Origin of the sequence: Dokdonella sp., from assembly GCF_019634815.1 — a bacterium.
In the GTDB taxonomy this organism is placed as follows: domain Bacteria; phylum Pseudomonadota; class Gammaproteobacteria; order Xanthomonadales; family Rhodanobacteraceae; genus Dokdonella_A.
On the sequence record NZ_JAHCAP010000002.1, the window covers coordinates 18,630 to 36,690 of the forward strand.

Here is an 18,061-nt window from a genome sequence, read left to right on the forward strand (position 1 = left end):
CCCAGCCGAAATCCCGTCAGATCGAGTCCGGATCGATGGCCTCGAAATCGGCGACACAGCGATGATCGGCGCCCTTCGGGCAGCAGCCAGGTGCGCGCGCGAGCAGAATCGTGTGCATGCCGGCACTGCGCGCGGCGTCAAGCTCGGCGGCGATGTCGGAGAGAAACAGAATCGATGCGGGCGGCTGTCCGATCTCGTGCGCAATTCGCACATACGACGCCGCCTCGCGCTTGGGGCCGGTCCGGGTGTCGAAATAGCCATCGAACAAGGGCGTCAGATCACCCGCTTCGGAATGGCCGAAGAACAACTTCTGTGCTTCGACCGAGCCCGACGAATAGACATACAGATGCTTGCCAGCGGCCTGCCAGGCGCGCAGGCGTGCGGGGACTTCCGGGTAGATGTGGGCGCGGAACTCGCCACTGGCGTAACCGTCCTGCCAGATCATCCCTTGCAGGGCCTTGAGCGCAGTCGACTTGCGGTCGGCATCGATCCATTCGATCAAGAGGTCGATGAGCTCCTGCCGGGAGGCCGATACCAGCCCTTCCTCGCGCGCGGTCTCGTGCAGCCAGTGCTGAACTTCGGGCGTGTCTTCGTGGGTTTCGATGTAGGCGGGCAGTCGTTCGCGGGCGTAGGGGAACAACACGTCCTTGACGAAGTCGATCGAGCTGGTGGTGCCTTCGATGTCGGTGAGGATGGTCGAGATCATCGCGCAGCTCCGTGGTCGTGTTCGCAGTTCTTTTCCACGTTGTTGGCGTAGGCCCCTTCGAGCGCGCGCTTGGCATCCAGCGGCTTGGCCAGGCGCGTGAACACCATCGCGGTTTCGCCGCGTCCGGTGAGCACGACATCACCAAAATCGAACAGGCGTCCGAGACTGCTCTGGCGCAGGTCGATGGTCTCGATCGAGGCCAGCCGCAGCTCGGTGGTGCTGCGGCTGATGATGCCGGTCTTGCGCACCACGCGGCGGTTGGTCACGCCTTGTTCTATTGCGCGCAGGCGCAGCCATTCGTAGATCGCAACCAGGCCCGCCAGGCCAAGGGTCGGGATCGTCAGCACCACCAGCAGTGCCAGCCGCCAGTAGCTGCTCCAGTGCAGATCGAAGCGAGCCGCGATCTCTTCGCCCGGGGCCAATGAGTCGTCGAGATAGCTCATGCGGCATCGGCTCGCGCGGATACATGCGGTTGCATCGGTGCAAAGCGGGAGGAAATGGTGTCGCCGGTGAAGCGCGCAACCCAGCCTTCGGGATTGGTGAACAGACGGATGGCGACGAAACTGGGGGACTGGCTCATGTCGAACCAGTGGCGGACACCATCGGGTACGCCAATCAGATCGCCTGCCTCGCAAAGGACCTCGAAGACCTGCTCGCCGAGGTGCAGGTAGAACTGCCCGGCACCGGCAACGAAGAAGCGGACTTCGTCCTCGCTGTGCCGGTGTTCGTTGAGGAATTTCTGGCGCAGGACAGCGCGCTCGGGATGGTCGGGCTTGAGGCTGATCACATCGACTGCCTGATAGCCTTCTTCGGTCATCAGCCGATCAATGTCATTGCGGTAGGCGGCGATCACGTCGTCCTGACTGGCACCCGGGGCAATCGGCGCGCCCGCCTGCCAGCGTTCGAAACGGACGCCTGCGGCACGCAGCTCGCGTTCGATCGCGGCGTGGTCGGTGTGGACCGCCAGCGGGGTGTCGCCATCGGCTTGGTTGAAAATGCGCAGTCGGCTCATGGGGTCGTGCCTCGCAACTGGATCAGGTCGAGTTCGCACTCGAGAAGGAACTGCAACGCCTCCAGGTGGCGGCGCGCTTCGGGCATGTCCTTGCCCCATGTATAGATGCCATGACCGTCAATCAAGTAGCCGTGCAGGGCCTTGCCGGCGCCGAGCCACGCATCGACCGCGCTCACGAGTTCCCGCATGTCCTGGGTGTTGGGGAACACCGGCAGCTCAAGCACGCTGTCATGGGTGGTGCAACCGGCGATCGCCTTTTGCAGCTCCCAGCCCTCGAAACGCACCTTGCCGCGCGCGGCAAACAGGCGCGAGGCCACCGATTGCGCGCGCGAATGCGTGTGAAGCACGGCGCCTGCCTCGGGAAAGAGGCGGTAGACCTGCGTATGCAGCGCGGTTTCCGCTGACGGCCGGTGGGTGCTGCCGACTGCCTGGCCGTCGAGGTCGACGACCATGATGTCGGCGCTCGTGAGCGCGCCCTTGTCGCGCCCGGAAATCGTCACGGCGGCGTGGCGTTCGTCGAGACGCATCGAGAAATTGCTGCTGGTGGCCGGGGTCCAGCCGAGCGCGCCGAGCGCGCGGCCCGCCGCGGCGATTTCCCGGGCGCAGCCTTCAAGTCGTTCGCGGTCGATGTTCGCAATGCTGATGGCCGTTCTCCGTGGTTGCGTCGTTTGCCGGCGAAGACCCAGTTTAGGACAAGGCAGGTCGTGCTTGCGCGGCGGTCATCGCTGCCGCGCTTGCTCCGAAACTGCAATGCGTGTCTGTCGCCGTGCCTTACAGCGTCGGCGTATCGAGCGCCTTGAGCCGGGCGAGCATCTGGTCGGGGTCGAGATAGCCGCCGAGCTTGCTGCCGTCCGACGCGAAAATGGTGGGTGTCCCCAGATTCGGCACGCCGACCTGGTTGCCCAGCTCAAAGTCCTGCGCGATCGGGTTGTCGCACTTGAGCAGGGGCGGCGTCTGGCCGGCCTTGGCCGCGGTGAAGCTCGCCTTGCGATCCTTCGCGCACCAAACCGCCATCGCCTTGTCGTAGGACTCGCCGCTCAGGCCCGAACGCGGGTAGAACAGGTAATCCACCTCGATCCCGCGCTTGTTGTACTCGGCGATCTGCGAGTGCAGCTTGCGGCAGTAGCCGCAATCGATGTCGGTGAACACCGTGACCTTGTACTGCGGCTTGCCGGCCGGCGCGAAGATGATGCGTCGGCTCGTGGGCACCGCGTCGAGCTTTTTCTTCACGTCGATTGCCAGACGCGCCTCGGTGAGGTCGCGCTGCTTGAGCGTATCGAGCAGCTTGCCCTGCAGGATGTACTTGCCGTCATTGCTGACGTAGACGATCTGGCTGCCGACGATCACCTGCTGGAAGCCAGCCATCGGCGCGGCTTCGATCGCATCGATGCTTGCCTGCGGCACGAGGTCGGTGAGCGCCTTGCGCGCAGCGGCCTGCGCCGGGGTGTCGGCCGCATGGGCGATGCCGCTGGCGCACAGCGTCGAGAGCGTGGCGGTGAACAGGAAGGAATTGCGCATTGACATGACGGGGTCCTCGATTCCTGGCGGTGGCGGCCGACCATGACTGCGTGGAAGCCAGTCACAGTCGAATTTTGCGCTTCATCGAATCTGGCATTGGGTGCAATGGCCTGATTCGCCTGTTGAATCCCTGCATGGGTCGTAGCGGCAACGACGTGCCGGTGGATGCCAGGGCAAGCACAGGAACGCGCATCTCGATCCTTGCTCGGGCTGACAGGGCCCCGGGTCCGGCGCGCTGATGTGCCCGAACCCGGCATGAGACTGGTGCGCACCAGTGAAGTTCCATCCTGCGCAGCCGTTCAGTGCCGTGGATGCGCGGGCTGGACGCGCAGCGTGCGGCGCCAAGGCGCTTGAAGAGTCCGCGGTGTGCCGGGCCGGTTCGCGGCGTATCAACATCTGAGACAGGCGCTGTCACAATGACCGCATTGTCCCGTTCCGGAATCCTCGTGTCGTCACTGAATCTCGCTCTGGTTGCAGCGCTTGGCGCACTGTCTGGCTTGCTGCTTGGTGCACTCGGGATGTGGCTCCTGGCCCGCCGCTGGCGGCGCGATGCGCACGAGGCCGGTCGTGGCAGCCGGGATGCCGAGATCGTTGCGCTGGCCAGTCAACGTGATGCGCTGGCAGTGCGCGGCACCGAAGCGGCGCGCCGGATCGAGGCATTCGAGCAGGCCGCGCACGTGGCGCAGGGTGAGTTGCGCAAACTCTCCGAACAGTCTGCCGCGCACAAGACCCAGGCCGAGCGATTCGCGCAGGATCTGGCTGATGCGCGGCGCGCGCGCGATCAGGCACAGGGCGATCTCGTCGAGCTCACGCGTCGGCATGCCAGCCTCGAGGCCGGCACGCGCGAACAGGCCAAGGCCGCCGCCGAGAAGCTCAAATTGCTCGAAGATGCCGAACAGCGGCTGCGTGAGGCCTTCCAGAATCTGGCCGGCAGCATTCTCGAAGATCGCGCGCAACGTTTCGGCGAGCAGAGCGAAAAGCAGGTCGGTGGCCTGCTCGAACCACTCAAACTCCAGCTCAAGGAGTTCCGCGAGGCTTTCACCCAGACTCACGCCAACGAGCAGCGTGAGCGCGGCATGCTTGCAAGTGAAATCCAGAGCCTCAAGCAGCTCAACCAACGCATCGGTGAGGATGCGCTCAATCTCACGCGCGCGCTCAAGGGCGACACGCGGGCGCAGGGTGCCTGGGGCGAGCTCGTCCTCGAGCGCGTGCTCGAAGCCTCGGGTTTGCAGGTCGGGCGCGAGTACACCGCACAGGCGAGTTTCAACGACGGACAAGGTGGCCGCCAGCGTCCCGACGTGATCGTGCATCTGCCCGATGACAAGGATGTGGTGATCGACTCCAAGGTTTCGCTGCTCGCCTGGGAGCGCAGCGTGGCCAGCGCTGACGAAGCCGGGCGCGCACTGGCGCTGGGTGAGCACGTGGCGTCCTTGCGGCGTCATATCGACGGTCTTTCCGGCAAGGACTACCGCGGACTCGCCGGCCTGCGCACGCTCGATTTCGTCTTGATGTTCGTGCCGGTCGAGGCCGCCTTCATCGAGGCCGTGCGCGTCGACGAACGGCTCTACCTGCATGCCCTCGAGCGCAACGTCTGCCTGGTCAGTCCGAGCACCCTGCTGGCAACCTTGCGCACGGTTGCGCATCTGTGGCGGATCGAGCGGCGCAACGCCAAGGCCGACGAGATTGCGCGGCGTGCGGCGCAATTGCACGACAACTTCGTGCTGCTGGTCGAGGACCTCGCTGCGATCGGCGGTCAGCTCGAAAAGGCGCAGACCTCCCATGCCGGTGCCCTGCGCAGGCTGACCCAGGGTGGCAAGGGCAGCGTGGTGCTGCAGATCCAGACCCTGAGCGAGATCGCAGCGGTGAAAAAGGAACTGCCTTCCCGCTTGCTCGACGAAGCCGGCGCGGCTGAGGGTGAGGAAGGTGATGCCGCGGGCGTTCAGGATCTGCCTTGACCCTGCGCGCAGTGTGCGCGGGCGGTGCCGGTGTGCCGCACAAGCTCAGTAGACGCGCTTGCCGAAGGCGAAATGCTCGCGCCACCAAGCGCCGTCGAGTCGATCGAGTCGCACCGTGCCACCGCTGTTGGGCGCATGCACGAAACGACCCTCGCCGACGTAGATGCCCACATGGCTGATGCTGTGTCCGGCGGCGAAGAACACCAGGTCGCCCGATTGCAAGGCTTGGGCGTCCAGCTTGCGACCCCCGAGCGCGCTCATCGCCGCCGATTGGCGCGGCAGCTCGATGCGTGCGGCATCACGAAACACGTAGGCGACCAGCCCGCTGCAGTCGAATCCGCTCGCCGGGCTGTTGCCGCCGTAGCGGTAGGGCGTGCCGACCAGAGACATGGCGCGAAACAGCACCGCATTGGCTGCCTCCGCCGCGGCGGCGGAATCCAGCGCCGGGCGCGCCGGAGAATCGCGGCGGGGCGTGCTTGCGCAGGCAGTCAGGAGAACAAGGGCCAGAGCGCCCGCGCAGCGGAGTAATGGGCGGATCAGCATGCGCCGAAGCTGGCTCGGCGCTGGCCGGGTGTCAACGGTTTTGCCTCGGCAAGCCCGTGGCGGCCTGAGGCTGACAACGAAGGTCAGGCGTTTGCGACACAAAGTGTCAGTTTTGGACGACGCTTTTCCACCGGAGCGGGCGGCTCTGGCGCGAGATCGGCTTCGAGATTGGCGAAATCCGCACGCAAATCCTCCTCGAAGCGGACCAGGCGATCATGCGCCGCGACCACGGCCGCGCGCGGCAGGTCTTCGGAATCGATCAGCCGGTGCAGCAGGACACGCTGGGCCTCGGAGAAGTTCGGATCGTGCTGCGCCTCGTCGAGTGCGCAGATCAGGGCGGCGAGCCAGCCGGCGTTGGGCGCGCGCAGTGCGAGCAGGACTTCCGGGGTTGGCACTTTCATGGCTCGATCCTGGATGGGGATTTCGCAGGGTTCTCCTGCATTTTCGATGCCAAGCGTCGCGCGGGCCGTACAATGGGGCGATGGAGCAAGCCCGTTCGAACGATGTGCTGATACTCGGTGGCGGCGTGATCGGCCTCGCCTGCGCCTGGTTCCTGCTCAAGGCCGGACGCGGCGTGACCGTGCTCGAGCAGGATCGCGCCGGCAGCGGCAGTTCGCATGGCAATTGCGGCACGCTCACGCCCAGTCATGCCATGCCGCTGGCGATGCCGGGCACCGTGGGCACGGCCTTGCGCTGGCTGCTGCGGCCCGATGCGCCGCTTCGCATCAAGCCGCGCCCGGATCTGCAACTGCTGCGCTGGCTGCTCGCCTTTCGCCGCCGCTGCAACTGGTCCGACGCACTGCGCACCACGGCGGCCAAGCTGCCCCTGCTGGAAGCGTCGCGGAAGTGGATTGAAGAGCTCGTTCGTGCCGAACAGCTCGATTGTGAATTCGCCGCATCCGGCACGCTCCACGTGTTCCGCGATCCACGCGAACTCGAGCGTGCCCGCAGCGTGCATGAGCGATTGGCGATGCACCTGCCACCTTGCGAGGTTCTCGACGCCGCCGCGGCCATTGCGCGTGAACCTGCGCTCAAGCCCGGCCTTGCCGGCGCGATCCTGCATGCGGGCGATGCCAGCCTGCGGCCCGATCGTTTCGTTGCCGAGCTGGCCCGCATCGTGCGCGCTGCCGGTGGCCGCATGGTCGAGGGTGCGCGTATCGAAAAGATCGTCCACGACGGCACGCGGATCGCACGCGTCGCCACCACCCGCGGCGAGTTCAGTGCCGACGAGGTGGTGCTGGCGCTCGGTGCCTGGTCGCCGCGCTTTGCGCGCGACCTCGATCTGCGCATTCCGATCCAGCCGGGCAAGGGCTATTCGATCACCTACCGCAGACCCGCCCTGTGTCCCCGCATGCCGTTGACGCTCAAGGAAAGAGCGGTGTGCGTGACGAGCTGGGAATCGGGCTATCGGCTTGGCAGCACGATGGAATTCGCCGGCTACGACGACACGCTCAACCGCACCCGCCTGGATGCCCTGCGTCGTGGCGCTGCCGAGTACCTGCGAGAGCCCGAAGGTCCGGCGCTGGTCGAGGAATGGTTTGGCTGGCGACCGATGACGAGTGACGACCTGCCCTTGATCGGCCGCGTGCCGCACCTGCGCAACCTCGTGCTGGCGACCGGCCATGGCATGCTCGGGGTGACAATGTCGGTGGCCACCGGCGTGCTGGTGAGCGAGATCGTCACCGCGCGCCAGCCCTCGCTCGACATCGCGGCGTTCGCGCCGGCGCGCTTCAACTGAAGAGGGAGCCAGGGTCGTGGAAGATGACTTCGACCTCGTCACGCTCGGCGCCGGCTCGGCCGGGATTGCAATGGCCATTCGCGCGGCCCGACACGGTGCCCGCGTCGCGGTGCTCGAACCCGCCGCGCTGGGCGGCACCTGCGTGAATCTCGGCTGCGTGCCGAAGAAGGCGATGTGGCTCGCGGCCGAACTCGCCGAGGCCCAGCACATCGCGCGCGAAGTCGGCTTCGCTTCCTCACCGGCACCGCTGGATTGGCCCGTTTTCATAGCGCGACGCACTGCCTACATCGACAACATCCATGCGAGCTACCGCCGGCGTTTCGCCGAGCTCGGAATCGAATTGATCCCCGGGCGCGGCCGCCTGCTTGCCGCCGACCGCATTGCCGTGGGCGCGCGCGAGCTGCATGCCCGGCACGTATTGATCGCCACCGGCGCCCACGCACGGCGCCTGGCGATTCCCGGCGGCGAGCTGGGCATCGATTCTGACGGCTTCTTCGCCTTGCGCGCCTGTCCGCGCCGTGTCGCGATCGTCGGCAGCGGCTACATCGCGGTGGAGCTCGCGGGTGTGCTCGCGGCGTTGGGGGCGCAAGTCACCGTATTCGCGCGCGGCGAGCGTCTGTTGCGAGGTTTCGATCACGAAATCGGAGACATGCTCGCTGCGGCGATGCGTCGGCGCGGCATCGATCTGGCATTCGCACATTCGCCCAATGCCGTCGAACGCGCTGCGGATGGCTATGTGTTGCACGCTGCCGACGGCAGTCGAGCTGATGGTTTCGATGAGCTGATCTGGGCGGTCGGGCGCGATCCGACCACACGCGATCTGGGTCTCGAACAGGCCGGCGTCGCGCTCGATGCGGCCGGATTCATTGCCACTGACGAGTGGCAAAACACGAGCGCAGCGGGTGTCTACGCGGTCGGCGACGTCACCCATCGGATTCCGCTCACGCCGGTTGCGGTGGCTGCCTCGCGGCAACTGGCCGAGCGGCTGTTCGGTGGCCGCCCCGACGCACGATTGGACTATTCCAAGGTGCCGACCGTGGTGTTCTCGCATCCACCGATCGGCAGCGTCGGCCTGTCCGAAGAGGCGGCGCGTGCCGAGCATGGCGATGCGCTGCGGGTGCATCGCGCGCGCTTCCGGCCGATGCTCGGCGCACTGGCGGGCAGCCAGGAGCACACGCTGATGAAACTTGTCTGCGTCGGCGTCGAGGAGCGCATCGTCGGCATTCACCTGATCGGCAGCGCAGCCGATGAAATCCTGCAAGGCTTTGCGGTGACGCTGAGGATGGGCGCGCGCAAGGCCGATCTGGATGCGACGATCGCGATTCATCCGACCTCGGCCGAGGAGCTGGTACTGATGTAGCGCAAATGGCTGCCTGACCTGATTGCGGCAGGCTGGTTTGCGTATGCGCATTCGGCGCACAATCGGCAGATCGATTGGCGTCTGGGGTGGGGCATGGGCTTGATGGGGATGCTGCGCGCGGCTCGATCGTCTTGCCGCGTCTGTTTTGGCCTGCTGCTCGCCTGGGGATTGGGCGTGGGCGCAGTTTCGGCGCAAATGCCCGAGGCCTTGCAGGCCGACAAACCAACACCGCCCGCGACCGAGGCCGCAACAGCGCCACCACCCGCAGCGCCGCCCGCCACGGATTCGATCGAGACGACAACCAAGTCGGTTTCGCTCGAAGCCTTCATCGATGGTGTCGTCGCAGCGTACATGGCCAAGGACCACATCGCCGGCGTGACCGTGGCCGTGGTCGATCGGGATCACGTGTTGCTGCAGAAGGGATACGGCATCGCCGGTCTCGATCCGCAACGCGCGGTCGATCCGCAGACCACGCTGTTCCGCATCGGCTCGATTTCCAAGACCTTCACTTATGTCGCGGCGATGCAGCTCGCCGCTGCCGGCAAGATCGAACTCGACCGCGATGCCAATGCCTACCTGCCGGCGCAACTGGCGATCCCGGCCGAGGGCTACGGCCCGGTCACGGTCGAAAACCTCATGACCCATACCGCCGGTTTCGAGGATACGGCACTTGGCCATCTGTTCGTGCACGGGCCCGAGGTGCCGGCCCTGATCGAACAGTTGGCCAGATATCGGCCGCATCGGGTGCGGCCGCCGGGCCTGCATGCGGTCTACTCCAATTATTCGGTGGCTCTGCTCGGTGCACTGGTCGCGCAGGTGTCGGGTGAGCCGTTCGAGAGCTATGTCGACAAGCACGAGATCGAACCGCTGGGCACGCAGTCGATCACCTTCCGCGAACCCATGTCCGTCGAGGATGCGCGCGCCATTGCTCCCGCGCGCGCGGCCGAGTTTTCGGCCGGTTTCCAGCGCAAGGACGGGTTCTATGCCGTTGCGCCATTCGAGCACATCAGCAACAACGGCCCGGCCGGCGCCGGCTCGGCGAGCGCCGCGGGCATGGCGCGCTGGATGCGCATGCTGCTCAACCAGGGCAGCCTCGATGGTGCGACGGTTCTTGACGCGGCAAGTTTCGAGCGCATGGCCAGCGTCGATTTCCGCAATGCCGATGCAGTAGCCGGAATCGCGCATGGCTTCTTTCGTCAACGCTACGGCAAACACCTGAGTCTCGAACACGGCGGTGCGACCGGCCTGTTCTTCTCGAACATGGTGGTGCTGCCCGACGCCGGCCTCGGCGTGTTCATTTCGACCAATACCGAGACCGGCCGACCGCTTTCGAGCATCCTGCCGCGTCTGGTGTTCGAGCAGATCCTGCCCGATGCGCGCAACGAGGGCGCGGCGCCGGTCAAGCTCAGCGCGCAGGAACTTGCGCGTTATGCCGGCAGCTATCGCCCCGAGCGTCGGCCTTACACCACGCTGGAGAAATTCTTCATCGCGATCGGCAACGACATCGAAGTCGCAACCGGCCCTGATTCGAGCCTGATCGTCAGCGCCGGTGGCTCGGCGCATCGTCATGTCGCGCTCGGCGATGGCGCCTTCCGCAATCTCGACGATGGCAGCACGATTGCGTTCAAACCCGCCGTCGATGGTGTCATCACCACGCTGGCCACGAGTTACGGCCACGTCGTTTCCGATCGCATCGGCTGGATCGATTCGACCGGCGCGCTGGTGCTGGCATTGGGCCTGCTCGTGCTGCTGTCGATTGGCGTGCTGATCATCGCCTGGCATCGTCGCGCGCTGCGCCAGCGCCTGCGCGAAGGTCGCGGCGCGGCGGCCTGGCTCTTGTTTGCGGCGTTCACCTGGCTGCTGTGGGTGGTGGTCGCGGTGCTGGCGTTGGTCCAGGCAAGTCAGGGTGGCGATGCGATCCTGTTCGACTATCCAACCACGATGATTCGGGTGGCAGTCGTGTTGGCGTACATCGCCGCGGTGGCAACCGTGCTGGCGTTGTTCGCAGCGTGGCCAGCGCTGCGCGCGCGCAGCTGGAGGTTCTCGCGCAAGCTGCGCCATGTCGTGGTGCTGCTGATCATGCTGTTCATGGTGCTGCTGCTGGCGCGATGGAACGTGCTTCTGGCACCGTTGACGCTGGGCTGATTGCACGCTGCCCGCGTGACGTGGGATCCGGTTACGATGGCGCGATGAACGAGATCTTCAGCCTCCATCGCGGCTCGGCGCCGCTGCTCGTCAGCCTGCCGCACAACGGCACCGAAGTTCCCGCCGACATTGCCGCGCGGCTCACGCCCGCGGCGCAGCGCGTGCCCGATACCGATTGGCACGTGGCGCAGTTGTACGACTTCGCGCGTGAGCTGGGCGCCTCGGTGCTGGTGCCGCGCCATTCGCGCTACGTGGTCGACCTCAATCGGCCACCCGACGATGTTTCGTTGTATCCGGGACAAAACACCACCGGTCTGTGCCCAAGTGTGCAGTTCACCGGAGAACCGGTGTACCTCGCCGGGCAGGAGCCTTCGGCAGACGAGATCGCTTTGCGCGTCGATCGCTACTGGCGGCCCTACCACGACGCGCTCGCTGGTGAGCTGGCGCGCCTGCGTGCGCAGCACGGTCGCGCGGTGCTCTGGGATGGCCATTCGATCCGCAGTCGCGTGCCCTTCCTGTTCGAAGGCCGCCTGCCCGATTTCAACCTCGGCACCGCCAATGGGGCAAGCTGCGCGCCGGCCTTGCAGGAGCGGCTGAGTGCGCTGCTGGGTACGCAGCAACAGTACACGCACGTCGTCAACGGCCGCTTCAAGGGCGGTCACATTACGCGGCACTATGGTGCGCCCGAAGCGGGCATCGATGCGATCCAACTGGAACTGGCGCAGTGCATCTACATGGATGAGGAATCGTTCGAGTATCTGCCCGAGCGTGCCGCGCCGGTGCAGGCCTTGATCCGCGCATTGCTTGAGACTTGCCTCGCCGACTGAGCGCTCAGCTTTCGAGCCCGTTCTCGAAGATCACATCATCGCGGTTCTCGACCGCGCCGATGTCAGCCGGCGGATCGGTCGGGTAGTACGACAAGCTGCCGAACTCGGCACCGTGATAGTCATGGGTTACCGACGGCGTGCAGCGGTCAACCAGATCCGGGCCGGGTGCGTGAGTGACCGGGTCGAGCTGCAGCGCGCTCGGCGGCAGCACCGTGAAGCTGCCCGAGGTCGGATCGCTCACCTGCGTATGCGAAGCAAAGTCCGACGCATTCTGGAAGAAGCCGCACCATTCGCGACTGAATTGGCTTGGCAACGCGCCGCTACCGACGCTGACGCTGACCGGAGCCGGTGCCACGCTGGATGAGAAGATGCTGGCGCGCGCAACGGCGCTGCCGCTGTCGTAAAGCTGGACGAAGCGATCGAGTGGCGTGTCCATCACGATGGTCGTGTGTTCGATGCGGATCTTGCCGTCGTTGTGAGCGGTGAAAAGCCCGGTTCCCGCCGTATCGCCCGTCCGCGGCAGCACGGTGTTGTCGGTGAAGATACTGCTTTGGATCTTCATCATGCCGCCGGACTGGGTCAGCAAGGCGATATACGCCGTGTTGTCGCGCAGGGTGGCGCGGACCAGTTCAATGTCCGCCGCAGTCGTCAGGCCCCAGTCGGAGATCAAACTGGCGGCCACAAGCGGTGTGCCGGACTGGGCCTCGTACGCATTGTTTTCGAAAGTCACGCACGACTTCAGCGGGTTGAAGAACTCGCACGTGGTGGTGCGACCCGAGGGTTGCACGCGCAGCTGAAGTCCATCGCTGAGGAACAGGCCATTGACGCCCTCGCCGCGTTGCCCGCCGACGTAGAGGTTTTGCAGGCGAAAGCGGCTGGGACCGCGCGGTCGATTGTTCGTGCCAAGCAGATAGCTCCCCGACAGGCACAGACCCGGATGGATGCCGGTGTTGTTGACGATCGCAAGCAGGCCGTTGCTGCCGTCTGCTGCGCCGAGCTTCCGGTAACCTTCGGCATCGGTCGGCAGCGAAGCATCCAGCGTGGCGTTGCCGGCGCCGCAGGCCTGCGCGTGACTTTGGTTGCCGATCACCAGGGCGGCGCTGCCGGCAGAGGGACGCGGCTGGAAGCCGCCGCCCCCTTCGACGCTGCCGTAACAGTGGAAACCGCCGCCGGTCGAAGCCTGATTGAAGCCGATGATGCCATCGACCAGCACGATCGTGCCGTGGCGCTTGACCGAGGGCTGGCCGAGCTCCGTGGCACCACCGCAGTAGATGCCGCCGCCCTCGGCAGCGGCGCTGTTGTTCATGATCTGCGCGCCCTCGGTGATGTAGAGGTCGACCTTGGCGACGGTCGAGCCGGTATTGACCGGTCCGCCGACCAGCCCTACGCCACCACCGCGTCCCGCACCGTTGCCCTGGATGACGAGGCCGCGCCCGAGCAGGACCGAAGCCGGGCCGCGTACCATCAGCCCGCCACCGACATTGTTGCGCTCGTCGCTGCCGTTGAAGGCATCGCCGCCGGTGATCTGCATGCGGCGCAGCTGGAAAGTGCCGACGAGACCATCGAGCCAGAGGTCCAGCGCATGCGTCGCTGCGCCACCAGCGGCATTGAACACCGGAACCGGTGCACCCGGATCGTTGTTCGGCGCTGCATCGGTGCATTCTGCGTAGCCACCTTCGAGGAAGACGCCGGATTGCGCCACCGCCGGCACGTAGCCGGTACCGTTCGGAGTCGCATAGTTTTCGGTGCGGATATGGATATGGTGCTCGCCTGGCTGGGTGCGGATCGCCACGAAGGCGTCATGCAAGGTCGGGTAATCGCAGCCCGCACCCGTGCCGACGCTCAAGGTGAGCGCCTGCGCAGGCGCTGCGAGGACCACAAGGGGTATCAAGAGCGCGGTAGTCAAGCGGATCATCGGAGACTCCTTGCGGTTGTGAGGGCATGCAAGGGTCAAGGCGCAAGAGGGCGGCCCGGCAGGACAGGCCTCGGGGCACGCCGCAACGGCGCGCCGAACGCTGCGCCTATAATGCTCGATCGCCAGCGGAGATTCCGATGAACGCCCCGACCCGCATCGACACCACGCGCACGATCCGCGCGCCGCGTGGCAACACGCTCACGTGCAAGAGTTGGCTCACCGAGGCGCCATTCCGGATGATCCAGAACAATCTGGATCCCGAGGTGGCCGAGAACCCGCACGAACTGGTCGTCTATGGCGGCATCGGCCGTGCCGCGCGCAACTGGGAATGTTTCGACGCAATCCTGCGCAGCTTGCGTGAGTTGGGCGACGAGGAAACCTTGCTGGTGCAGTCGGGCAAGCCGGTCGGCGTGTTCCCCACGCATAAGGATGCGCCGCGCGTGCTGATTGCCAATTCCAACCTCGTGCCGCACTGGGCAACCTGGGAGCACTTCAACGAGCTCGATCGCAAGGGCCTGATGATGTACGGCCAGATGACGGCCGGCTCATGGATCTACATCGGCTCGCAGGGCATCGTGCAGGGCACCTACGAAACCTTCGTCGAACTCGCGCGCCAGCACTACGGCGGCAGTTGGAAGGGCCGCTGGATCCTCACCGCGGGCCTGGGCGGCATGGGCGGCGCGCAGCCGCTCGCGGCGAGCCTCGCCGGCGCGTGCTCGCTCAACATCGAATGCCGCCAATCGAGCATCGACTTCCGCCTGAAGACGCGCTATGTCGACGAGCAGGCCGAGGACCTCGATGACGCGCTCGCGCGTATTGCCAGATACACGAAGGCGGGCGAGGCCAAATCCATCGCGCTGCTCGGCAATGCGGCGCAGATCCTGCCCGAGCTCGTGCGTCGCGGCGTGCGGCCCGATGCCGTGACCGACCAGACCAGCGCGCACGATCCCGTGCATGGCTACCTGCCGATTGGCTGGAGCGTGGAGCAATGGCTGGCCGAGCAGAAGGCCCATCCGGACACGGTGCGCGATGCCGCCAAGAAGTCGATGCGCGTGCACGTGGAGGCGATGCTCGCCTTTCATGCGCAGGGCATTCCGACCATCGACTACGGCAACAACATCCGCCAAATGGCCAAGGACGAGGGTTGCGCGAACGCGTTCGACTTTCCCGGCTTCGTGCCGGCCTGCGTGCGCCCGCTGTTCTGCCGCGGCATCGGCCCGTTCCGCTGGGTCGCACTCTCGGGTGATCCCGAAGACATCTACAAGACCGACGCCAAGGTCAAGGAACTGATCCCGGACGATGCGCACCTGCACCGCTGGCTCGACATGGCGCGCGAACGCATCAGTTTCCAGGGCTTGCCCGCGCGCATCTGCTGGGTGGGCCTGGGACTGCGCCACAAGCTCGGGCTGGCCTTCAACGAGATGGTGCGCAAGGGCGAGCTCAAGGCGCCGATCGTGATCGGGCGTGATCATCTCGACTCGGGCAGCGTGGCCTCGCCCAATCGCGAGACCGAGGCGATGCGCGATGGCAGTGATGCGGTATCCGACTGGCCGATCCTCAACGCCCTGCTCAATTCCGCAGGCGGCGCGACCTGGGTGAGTTTTCACCACGGCGGCGGCGTCGGCATGGGCTACTCGCAGCATTCGGGCGTGGTGATCGTCTGCGACGGCAGCGCCGATGCCGATCGGCGCATCGCGCGCGTGCTGTGGAACGATCCCGGCACCGGCGTGATGCGCCATGCCGATGCCGGCTACGAAATTGCGCAGCAGTGCGCCCGCGAGCAGGGACTGAAATTGCCAATGGGTTGAGTGACGCGCAGCGGAGCATCAGGCATGTTCGATTCGGATCGGGATCCGCGGCACCGTGGCGCGCCTGTGCGCGTGGGCTGCAAGCCGGTTTCGTGTGTGCGCCGACCTGTGCGGGGTAGATTCTGATGCTTGCCGCGGAGCCGGTGTTTCGTTTTCCTGATCGGGTGCGTTTGCCCCTGACATTCGACGTACCGGCGATGGTGGGCGATCTGGCCCGACTGCTGAAGACCGAGTGGACCGAGCATTTCGTGCGGCAGAACTATTCCGGCGACTGGAGCGTTCTGCCGCTGCGTGCGCCGGCCGGTGAGACGCATCCAATCCGCATGATCTATTCCGATCCTGCCGCAACGGCCTTCGTCGACACGCCATGGCTTGATCGCAGCCCGGCGTTGCGCCGCGTGATCGAATGCTTTCGCTGCCCCCTCAAGGTTGTGCGTTTGATGCGCCTGGGTCCTGGTTCATGCATCCATGAGCACCGCGACCACGACCTGATGGCCGAGGCGGGCGTGGCCCGCATCCACGTTCCCATCACCAGCAATCCCCAGGTGAGGTTCCTGTTGAACGGGACCCTCGTCAATATGCTGCCGGGTGAAGCCTGGTACCTGCGTCTGGCAGATCCGCATGCCGTTCGCAACGACGGCGAGAGCGAACGAATTCATCTCGTGCTGGACGTGTGCATGAACCCCTGGCTGGAACTGCAGCTGCGCAGCTGAGAATCGAGGGCTTGGGCAAGAATCGGGTTCCGGGTACCGCCGTCATGCGTCGTGCCGATGCCGGCTACGAGATCGCGCAGGCCTGCGCGCGTGAGCAGGGACTGAAGCTGCCGATGCTGCAAGCCGCGGCTTGCGCCCTGGCCCGGATGGAGCGCGGCGGCGCGGGCGTCCGTTGGCGTCACGGTGTATAGTCCAGATGGGCATGTTGAATGCCCATTTGGACAATTCGGTGAGGCCATCCATGAGTGCCGTGCTCCAGCGCCAGCAGCGCATTCTCAAGATCAAGGCGCCGACCCAGTCGCAATGGGTGCGCCGCGTGCAGGAAGGCATCCCGGCCGCAGCCATCGAGGAACTGGTGGCGCTGGGGCTGGGTCGCCAGATGTTGTTGTCGGTGCTGGGCAGCCGCAGCACGCTGGAGCGGCGCCTGAAGAACAAGGCCGTCCTCACGAGCGAGGAATCCGATCGCCTGGCGCGCGTGGCCGGCGTGGTTGCGCTGGCCGAAGAGGTGTTCGGCGACAAGGCCAAGGCCGTGCGCTGGCTGCAGCGCGATTCGATCGATCTCGCAGGGCAGGGTGCGCCGCTGCGCCTGCTCGCCACCAGTCAAGGCACCGAGCTGGTCAGGGAGCGCCTCGAACAGATCCGCCACGGCATCTTCGCGTGATCCTGTGGCGGTTGAGCTCGGTCGTCTCGCTCGACGGCAAGGGCGGCCTGCTCGCGGCCGGGCGCTGGCACGGCAAGGGACGGCGCATCGTCTACACCAGCGAACATCCCGAAGGCGCGCTGCTCGAAGTGTTGGTGCATCTGGGCGTGGCGCGCGATGAATTTCCGACAAACCTGCGCCTGCTCGAGATCAGCGTGCCCGACGCGGTGAGGACACGTGCTCCACGACTCAAGCCGGGCTGGGAAGGGGATCTCGTGCAGTCGCGTCGTATCGGCGATGACTGGCTGCAACGCGGCGACACCGCGCTGCTGCGCATACCCAGCGCGATCCTGCCGCAAGCCCGCAACGTGCTCATCAACCCGCTGCACGCCGACGCGCGTGCGATCCGCATCGTCGGCAATCATCCCTTCAGGCTCGATGCGCGCCTGATCAGGCGTTCATGAGCGCGGCGCCGACCCATCGCGGGCCCGCGCGGCTTTCGCCAGCGACCCCATCGGGGCACAATCGGGTTTCACGCGCGTCCTGGCGCCTTGCTGCAGCAGTCACGCATGAATGCAACGATCTCGAGCGATGCCGATCTCGAACGTCACGGCCGTGCCGTGGCAGAGCTTCTGCAGGTACGTGGTCTGAGCATGGTCACCGCCGAATCGTGCACGGGCGGCTGGATCGCCAAGGTGCTCACCGACATTCCCGGCAGTTCGGCGTGGTTCGAGTGCGGCGTGGTCGCCTACAGCTACGAGGCCAAGGAAGCCTTGCTCGGCGTGCATCCGCAAACGCTCGAGCGTACCGGCGCGGTGAGTCAGGAAACCGCGATCGAAATGGTCTCGGGTGCGCTCGCGCGCTATGGCGCCAGCGTCGCGGTGGCGGTGACCGGCGTGGCCGGCCCCAGCGGCGGCACGCCCGACAAGCCGGTCGGCACGGTGTGGATCGGCTGGAAGCGGCGCGGCGGTTACGCGCACGCCGAAGTCTTCCATTTCGACGGTGACCGCGAGGCGGTGCGGCGCCAGACCGTGGCCGCGGCGCTCGATGGCGTGCGGCGGATTCTTACGAGCTGACGCGCCGATTGCCGATCGACCTGCGTCGGTGCTGTGGGATAATTGCGATCTTGCGGCGTCTCGGTTTCTGAGACGCTGCCGCGGCAATCTTGCCGCCATCACCGA

Annotated in this window: 18 protein-coding genes; 10 read left to right on the forward strand and 8 right to left on the reverse strand. The window is 65.9% G+C overall.

The window, feature by feature from the left end; genetic code table 11:
- Positions 1–16 precede the first annotated feature (16 nt).
- The 5 genes from mtnC to KF759_RS01460 all read right to left on the reverse strand — a co-directional run bounded on the left by mtnC (position 17) and on the right by KF759_RS01460 (position 3,242).
- Positions 17–706 (reverse strand): acireductone synthase, encoded by a 690-nt coding sequence (gene mtnC / locus KF759_RS01440; RefSeq protein WP_291222517.1) that lies wholly within the window; start codon positions 704–706, stop codon positions 17–19.
- The gene (locus KF759_RS01445; protein WP_291222519.1) at positions 703–1,149 is read right to left on the reverse strand and encodes a PH domain-containing protein; all 447 of its coding nucleotides are present in this window, start codon (positions 1,147–1,149) and stop codon (positions 703–705) included. Before KF759_RS01445 ends, mtnC begins: the two co-directional genes overlap by 4 nt.
- The gene (locus tag KF759_RS01450) at positions 1,146–1,718 is read right to left on the reverse strand and encodes a cupin (protein ID WP_291222520.1); all 573 of its coding nucleotides are present in this window, start codon (positions 1,716–1,718) and stop codon (positions 1,146–1,148) included. Before KF759_RS01450 ends, KF759_RS01445 begins: the two co-directional genes overlap by 4 nt.
- On the reverse strand, positions 1,715–2,362 hold the full coding sequence (locus KF759_RS01455) for a methylthioribulose 1-phosphate dehydratase (protein WP_291222804.1): 648 nt from the start codon (positions 2,360–2,362) through the stop codon (positions 1,715–1,717). Before KF759_RS01455 ends, KF759_RS01450 begins: the two co-directional genes overlap by 4 nt.
- A gap of 127 nt (positions 2,363–2,489) precedes the next feature.
- Positions 2,490–3,242 carry a DsbC family protein gene (locus KF759_RS01460; protein WP_291222521.1) on the reverse strand — a complete coding sequence of 251 codons (753 nt, stop codon included), beginning with the start codon at positions 3,240–3,242 and terminating at the stop codon, positions 2,490–2,492.
- 440 nt (positions 3,243–3,682) lie between these two features.
- Here KF759_RS01460 and rmuC point away from each other — a divergent pair, with 440 nt between their 5' ends.
- The gene (gene rmuC, locus KF759_RS01465) at positions 3,683–5,191 is read left to right on the forward strand and encodes a DNA recombination protein RmuC (protein WP_291222522.1); all 1,509 of its coding nucleotides are present in this window, start codon (positions 3,683–3,685) and stop codon (positions 5,189–5,191) included.
- A 45-nt stretch (positions 5,192–5,236) separates the two neighbouring features.
- Here rmuC and KF759_RS01470 read toward each other — a convergent pair whose 3' ends face one another.
- Both KF759_RS01470 and KF759_RS01475 read right to left on the reverse strand, forming a co-directional pair.
- Positions 5,237–5,734, reverse strand: coding sequence for a C40 family peptidase (locus KF759_RS01470; RefSeq protein WP_291222524.1), 498 nt, complete (start codon positions 5,732–5,734; stop codon positions 5,237–5,239).
- Between the two features lie 83 nt (positions 5,735–5,817).
- Positions 5,818–6,135 carry a hypothetical protein gene (locus KF759_RS01475; protein ID WP_291222526.1) on the reverse strand — a complete coding sequence of 106 codons (318 nt, stop codon included), beginning with the start codon at positions 6,133–6,135 and terminating at the stop codon, positions 5,818–5,820.
- An 80-nt stretch (positions 6,136–6,215) separates the two neighbouring features.
- Between KF759_RS01475 and KF759_RS01480 the strand changes: the two genes are divergently transcribed.
- The 4 genes from KF759_RS01480 (at position 6,216) to hutG (ending at position 11,804) form a co-directional block, all read left to right on the forward strand.
- Positions 6,216–7,472: an FAD-dependent oxidoreductase gene (locus KF759_RS01480; protein ID WP_291222528.1), complete on the forward strand. Its 1,257-nt coding sequence runs from the start codon at positions 6,216–6,218 to the stop codon at positions 7,470–7,472.
- Between the two features lie 16 nt (positions 7,473–7,488).
- Positions 7,489–8,832, forward strand: a complete 1,344-nt coding sequence (gene gorA / locus KF759_RS01485; protein ID WP_291222530.1) for a glutathione-disulfide reductase — start codon at positions 7,489–7,491, stop codon at positions 8,830–8,832.
- Between the two features lie 174 nt (positions 8,833–9,006).
- The gene (locus KF759_RS01490; protein WP_291222531.1) at positions 9,007–10,977 is read left to right on the forward strand and encodes a serine hydrolase domain-containing protein; all 1,971 of its coding nucleotides are present in this window, start codon (positions 9,007–9,009) and stop codon (positions 10,975–10,977) included.
- 44 nt (positions 10,978–11,021) lie between these two features.
- The gene (gene hutG, locus KF759_RS01495) at positions 11,022–11,804 is read left to right on the forward strand and encodes an N-formylglutamate deformylase (protein WP_291222533.1); all 783 of its coding nucleotides are present in this window, start codon (positions 11,022–11,024) and stop codon (positions 11,802–11,804) included.
- Between the two features lie 4 nt (positions 11,805–11,808).
- Here the strand turns inward: hutG and KF759_RS01500 are convergent, their stop codons facing one another.
- The gene (locus KF759_RS01500) at positions 11,809–13,719 is read right to left on the reverse strand and encodes a hypothetical protein (RefSeq protein ID WP_291222535.1); all 1,911 of its coding nucleotides are present in this window, start codon (positions 13,717–13,719) and stop codon (positions 11,809–11,811) included.
- A 137-nt stretch (positions 13,720–13,856) separates the two neighbouring features.
- Here KF759_RS01500 and hutU point away from each other — a divergent pair, with 137 nt between their 5' ends.
- The 5 genes from hutU to KF759_RS01525 all read left to right on the forward strand — a co-directional run bounded on the left by hutU (position 13,857) and on the right by KF759_RS01525 (position 17,956).
- On the forward strand, positions 13,857–15,527 hold the full coding sequence (hutU, locus tag KF759_RS01505) for a urocanate hydratase (protein ID WP_291222537.1): 1,671 nt from the start codon (positions 13,857–13,859) through the stop codon (positions 15,525–15,527).
- A 125-nt stretch (positions 15,528–15,652) separates the two neighbouring features.
- Positions 15,653–16,240, forward strand: a complete 588-nt coding sequence (locus tag KF759_RS01510) for an aspartyl/asparaginyl beta-hydroxylase domain-containing protein (protein ID WP_291222539.1) — start codon at positions 15,653–15,655, stop codon at positions 16,238–16,240.
- A gap of 241 nt (positions 16,241–16,481) precedes the next feature.
- Positions 16,482–16,901: an antitoxin Xre/MbcA/ParS toxin-binding domain-containing protein gene (locus tag KF759_RS01515; protein WP_291222541.1), complete on the forward strand. Its 420-nt coding sequence runs from the start codon at positions 16,482–16,484 to the stop codon at positions 16,899–16,901.
- A complete protein-coding gene (locus tag KF759_RS01520; protein WP_291222543.1) occupies positions 16,898–17,344 on the forward strand; it encodes an RES family NAD+ phosphorylase in 447 nt (148 codons plus the stop codon). Before KF759_RS01515 ends, KF759_RS01520 begins: the two co-directional genes overlap by 4 nt.
- A gap of 105 nt (positions 17,345–17,449) precedes the next feature.
- A complete protein-coding gene (locus KF759_RS01525; protein WP_291222552.1) occupies positions 17,450–17,956 on the forward strand; it encodes a CinA family protein in 507 nt (168 codons plus the stop codon).
- The last annotated feature ends 105 nt before the right edge of the window (positions 17,957–18,061 follow it).